Raw genomic sequence first — 651 nt, 5'->3', positions numbered from 1 at the left:
GGTTCATGGTGGGTTCGTCCAAATAGCGATGGTTCTAGGAATGTTACCATGGTCTGTGGATAAAATAAAGCACCAACAAATAATCTCAACTTTAGACACGCCTAAGTTGGGTGCATAAAGCAAAAAACTTGTGAATATGAAATCAAACCATAACCATCATTAAAACTTGTCTTTTAAAATAAATAAATCAGTCAATATGGTTAGATATAATTGATTTATCATTTTTATCAAAGACCAAATTTAAATAAGCTTTTGGTTTATTAAGTCTGTTCGTGTTAACATACCCCTTTCTTTTAGTAAGACCTTAATCTCATCAGGAATCTCATCATCTTCTAAAAATTCATAAAAGGTCAGAACCACTTCTTCAGGAGTATAATCTTTGTCACGCAAACCACACATTACTTTAAGCCAATATACCGCATCATCAGGGCGACCTTTAGAATAAACATATTTAAGTTCTTTGCCTATGATCTGACGACACCTTCTATTGAGGCTTTTTTTATTAAATTCGCCATACTGATAATGGCGTAAGATGGCATACATGAGAGTCAAAAGCCCAGTTTTAGGAGATAGGGTGATGGTTTTTTTGCCATAATAGTACTCATAGACATCTATACCCAACTGGTATTGTTCTGAAAACAAACAGCGCTG

1 protein-coding gene is annotated in these 651 nt (G+C 34.4%); it reads right to left on the bottom strand.

What is annotated here, in order from left to right:
* Positions 1-240: 240 nt before the first annotated feature.
* A partial coding sequence (locus ACZBKJ_RS09940) for a hypothetical protein (protein WP_463200940.1) occupies positions 241-651 on the bottom strand: 411 nt, incomplete at its 5' end.

The organism is Moraxella sp. I5G (assembly GCF_055193055.1).
Note: the sequence above shows the minus strand (reverse complement) of the source record. Positions and strands in the feature narration are given on the sequence as shown.